Origin of the sequence: Mycobacterium sp. SMC-17 (genome assembly GCF_045310915.1) — a bacterium.
GTDB lineage: Bacteria > Actinomycetota > Actinomycetes > Mycobacteriales > Mycobacteriaceae > Mycobacterium.
In genome coordinates this window covers 1-3,724 of record NZ_JBJIAK010000115.1, presented here as the reverse complement: position 1 = coordinate 3,724, position 3,724 = coordinate 1, and the positions used below count along the sequence as shown (strand labels likewise).

Annotated in this window: 4 protein-coding genes; 3 read left to right on the top strand and 1 reads right to left on the bottom strand. The window is 59.4% G+C overall.

Annotation, left to right across the window (positions count from 1 at the left end):
* Window positions 1–1,013: hypothetical protein (locus tag ACJH7A_RS30135; RefSeq protein WP_406803287.1), on the bottom strand; the 1,013-nt coding region annotated here is incomplete at its 3' end.
* A 224-nt stretch (window positions 1,014–1,237) separates the two neighbouring features.
* On the opposite strand from ACJH7A_RS30135, the gene ACJH7A_RS30130 reads away from it, so the two are divergent.
* The 3 genes from ACJH7A_RS30130 (at window position 1,238) to ACJH7A_RS30120 (ending at window position 3,651) form a co-directional block, all read left to right on the top strand.
* Entirely contained in the window at window positions 1,238–1,666 is a 429-nt protein-coding gene (locus ACJH7A_RS30130) for a hypothetical protein (protein WP_406803286.1), read from the top strand.
* 429 nt (window positions 1,667–2,095) lie between these two features.
* Window positions 2,096–2,767 carry an endonuclease domain-containing protein gene (locus tag ACJH7A_RS30125; RefSeq protein WP_074297556.1) on the top strand — a complete coding sequence of 224 codons (672 nt, stop codon included), beginning with the start codon at window positions 2,096–2,098 and terminating at the stop codon, window positions 2,765–2,767.
* A gap of 464 nt (window positions 2,768–3,231) precedes the next feature.
* Window positions 3,232–3,651 carry an FtsK/SpoIIIE domain-containing protein gene (locus ACJH7A_RS30120; RefSeq protein ID WP_406803285.1) on the top strand — a complete coding sequence of 140 codons (420 nt, stop codon included), beginning with the start codon at window positions 3,232–3,234 and terminating at the stop codon, window positions 3,649–3,651.
* The last annotated feature ends 73 nt before the right edge of the window (window positions 3,652–3,724 follow it).

The following is a 3,724-nucleotide window of genomic DNA, read 5'->3' as shown; positions in this document are numbered from 1 at the left end:
AGGACCCTAACACCGGCTACGCTGCCAGTAGCCGCGTAACCACAAATCCCGTGTCCACTACATGGGGGCAAGGCCCGATTGAACAGCGCGTGATCTCGTAGTTCGTCTTGTCGGTGGCTTGATTTGAGATTCATCCGCTCCTCGGCGAAGTCAATCTGAATTTTGTTCCACCGGTCGGCTAGTTCGAGCATCTTCGCGACCTCATCGGGACGCTTCGTCAGGGTGTTATCGAAATTGAATTTGCACATCCCGTAAAGCGTCGCGCGTGGGACGAACAATGATTTGTAGTCGCTATACTCACGAATCGCCGACGACCGGAGGTATGCGCGTCGAGCATGATGCCGCTGGTAGGCGGCCATGATGCTGGCCAGCTGAGCGCCGACCTTTGGAAGCTGGGACCGCAACGAATCTCGTTGCTGAACAAGCGATTGAAGCTCAGCTTCGAGTCGATCCCGTTTAACCCAAGAGAAGCTTCGAACGTGCTGGTCCACTACTTGTGCAGGCGGCCGGGCCTGGCCAAAGTTCGACATTACTAGTCCGTTGAGTTTCTCCCCAAGGACATCGTATTTGTCGGAGAGGCGCCGGAACTGATCTTTGTGGTCGAAGAATTCCGACGCAATTTTGTTGAATTCTAAATTGAGGTCGTTGACTGCCTTGAGGTAGAGGTAAGTCGAGCGCTTATAGCGGGCGTAGTTGCTGATCTGCAGATAGTCAGCGGCCACCGTAGTGGAGCATTCGGACAGCACCCGTTCAGGGACGATCAGGCTCCGTGGAATTTGGTCACCGGCCAGCACCGCAGCCTTGTCGAGTTCGACGATCTGTCTTCTCACTGGCCCCATGGCCCGTTTGATTTCGACGCGGCGCAGACCGCTTACGCGCCGTGCGTCGGCCGGCGTAGCACCTGCAGCAACTGAAAGCTTGGCGGCGGCAATGCACATGTGCTCATACCAATTGGCAGCCAGTAGGAGCTGCTCTGGATCGGCCGAGGTGTCCATCGGCTGATGTGAAGCCATGAACCGACGCTACATCCTCATACCGACAGGCGGCTGCCTGTGACTCCAATTGGCGTGCGTTGATTCGCCATGGCCTGTTTACGCCACCCCTCGGCCGATTTGGCGTGATATCTGACCTGCATGTTTCCGGAGATTCCCCTTTCGTTGCCCAGCTCATGGCCACTCGCAAGACTTTGGTGCAGAGGTATCCATAGCTTTGCAAATCAGATGAAAGGTGTTGTCTCATGGCTGATCTCACTCGATTGGACGATGTCGTCCTAGACCCGACGCAGATTTTGGCATTTGGAACGGGCGGTGCGGGCCGCGCGAGGCGTGTGTACCGCGATGGGGCTGCGACTGATGAGCCGGTGCTCGTCGACGGCGCGCAACTCCACAGGCTTACAGGCTTGGCGGTGAGCGTTGCCGGCATCGGCCTGGATGGTGCGGAAGTCCAAACGACCACACCGTTGGACACGGTCCCGGCCGGCACGCTGTTTCGGGCCGAAGGCCGATGCACCTTGTCGGTCCGTGCTGAGGGCAAGTCTAGTTGGAACGGCGGGGCGCCCAGGGGTGTGCTCGTAGTGACGGTCTATATCCAGACTCTGATACCTGTTGGTTCCGTCACCGAACTTGCCAAGGCCGGCAGTGGCGGGCGGCGCGGAGCAAGCGAATGATGTTCAAGAGAAACCTGATTCGAGCAGGTGACCCATTTCAGTTGTCCCTAGCCGGCCGGTGTCATGCGGCGATTGCATGGCTTAGAGGGCCGGCGTTGATGCGTCGGTGGCTGCTGTTTGTTCTTGTCGGTGCGGCCGCAGTAGCTGTAGCCGGCGTCATTTCCATCGCCAGCGTTATGCAGTCTGCATCACCGACACGACCAGCTGTTCCAGCTGTTCCAGGGGCGACAACAGCCGATCTCATGCGGAGCGGTCCAACCTCGTCTGAGGTGACTGTCCTGCCTGGATACGACTGTCACCCTGAACCAAACGCGGGACCGAGGTACGTGAATCCTCTCGTCAGAGGGCCTGTGGTGGTTGTAATGGACAAAGACGGGGTCGTGTGGGGGCCAGATTGTGTCGTCACCTACGGAACTGCAGGTTCATGACATGAGCGATGTGCTGGCGGCGTTCCCGCCAAACCGACAGGCGGCCATCATTCGCAAGTTTCTTTGCCGTCAGGGGCCGGTTAACGCCGAGCTCGCCGAACTCGGTCGGTACAGATCCGCGGAGGCCATAAGGGTGATCATCGCGGCAGAGAGTTCGATGCCGTGCAGTCCCCGCTTCCCATACGACACACGGATACCGCCCGCCCCATTCAAAAACGCTTCCAGACAACGTCTTTATGAGGTCCTCTCCGCGAAGTTCGGCCCTATGTGCATGGCGTGCGGCGAGATATATGGCCGCGTGATCGACCATGACCACATGTCGGGTATGGTGCGCGGCTTGGTATGTCGGGACTGTAACCATGTGCTCGAACACTGCCTGCACGCGAACACTGCCGCGTGCCGTAGAGCGCGGTACTTGAACGAACCGCCAGCCGGAGAACTTCAATTGCGGTACCCGGCAAGGCATCGCGCCCGAGCGCAGGACGTTGTGCGGGAGGCGATTCTGGGCTTCGACATCTTTAACCGCGACCAATGGCCGTCGCCGATTCCAGCCGATTGGCGGTGGACGATTCCCGACGAGGCGACGCTTCACGCGGTCGAGATCGAATGGTGGAAGCGTCATCCGACTGCGGAGGGATGCCCGCGCGATCTGATTGGAGCCGAACCGTGGTGAGCGCTCGACGGATCATGTTGCTTTGCGGTGCAGCATTTTTCGGATTGTGGTTGGCCGCGCTGAATGGGGTCGGCGACGTCGTGTTGTGGTCTGCGTGCGCTGCGGTTGTGTTGGCAGCGGGAATCTGGATGGTCGTACGTGTGCGGGCTCGTCGACGCTGCTCTGCGTTCGGTCCGGAATTGCGCTACGCATCTTCGATTCTGCTGAGTCGTGACAAGTGGGCGAATCTTGTTGAGATACTTGACCTGTCCGTAGACGCGGACCTACGCCGTTCGCGTGCTGCGCGCGCAAGGGGTGTTGTCGCCGGCATCGCGTGGGATGACCGACGTGCTGTTAGGTATATACCGCCGGTGGTTGGGACAAGTGCAACGCCGTACGGCATGGCAGTGATGGTTGCCGGTGTACCTGGACAGAGTCGGGATAGCTGGGACCGGCATTGCGGACATCTGAGTTCTGCTCTGCGGGTGCGTGAAGTCACCGTGACAGAGCCGCGGCCGGGCACCTTCGAGCTGCAGCTGCGCGTCCGGGACCCCCTTGGCACGCCTACAGTTCTTTCTGTTGTGCCGCCTAGTCGAGGTTGGGAATTGCCGTTAGGCGTCGATGAGCGAGGTGCCTTGATCGGGGCACCTTGCAGTAATCTAAGTGGCGTCGTCCTCGGTGGCGTGCCTGGCAGCGGCAAGACCAGTTGGTTGACATTGATGTTGGCCTCGCTGGCATCGCGAAATGACGTCCAATGGCTCCTGATTGACGGTAAGCAGGGCTACGACTTGGAACCGCTGGCACGTCGTGCGTATCGCTACATCAGCGGTGAGGCAGCAGGGGACCTCGAAATCGTCCGTGCTGCTTTGCAAGACGTGCAGGCGCTGATGCGGGAGCGGCTGTGAACCGTCCCGGGTTTCATGCACCCTCAGGTTTCTGTGATCCGGCCGGTCTACCGGTCACGAGTTGGGAATAGTA

Excerpts from the sequence above, each read along its gene's own strand:
- ACJH7A_RS30130 (WP_406803286.1), top strand. The coding sequence starts at position 1,238 with ATGGCTGATCTCACTCGATTGGACGATGTCGTCCTAGACCCGACGCAG.
- ACJH7A_RS30125 (WP_074297556.1), top strand. The coding sequence starts at position 2,096 with ATGAGCGATGTGCTGGCGGCGTTCCCGCCAAACCGACAGGCGGCCATC.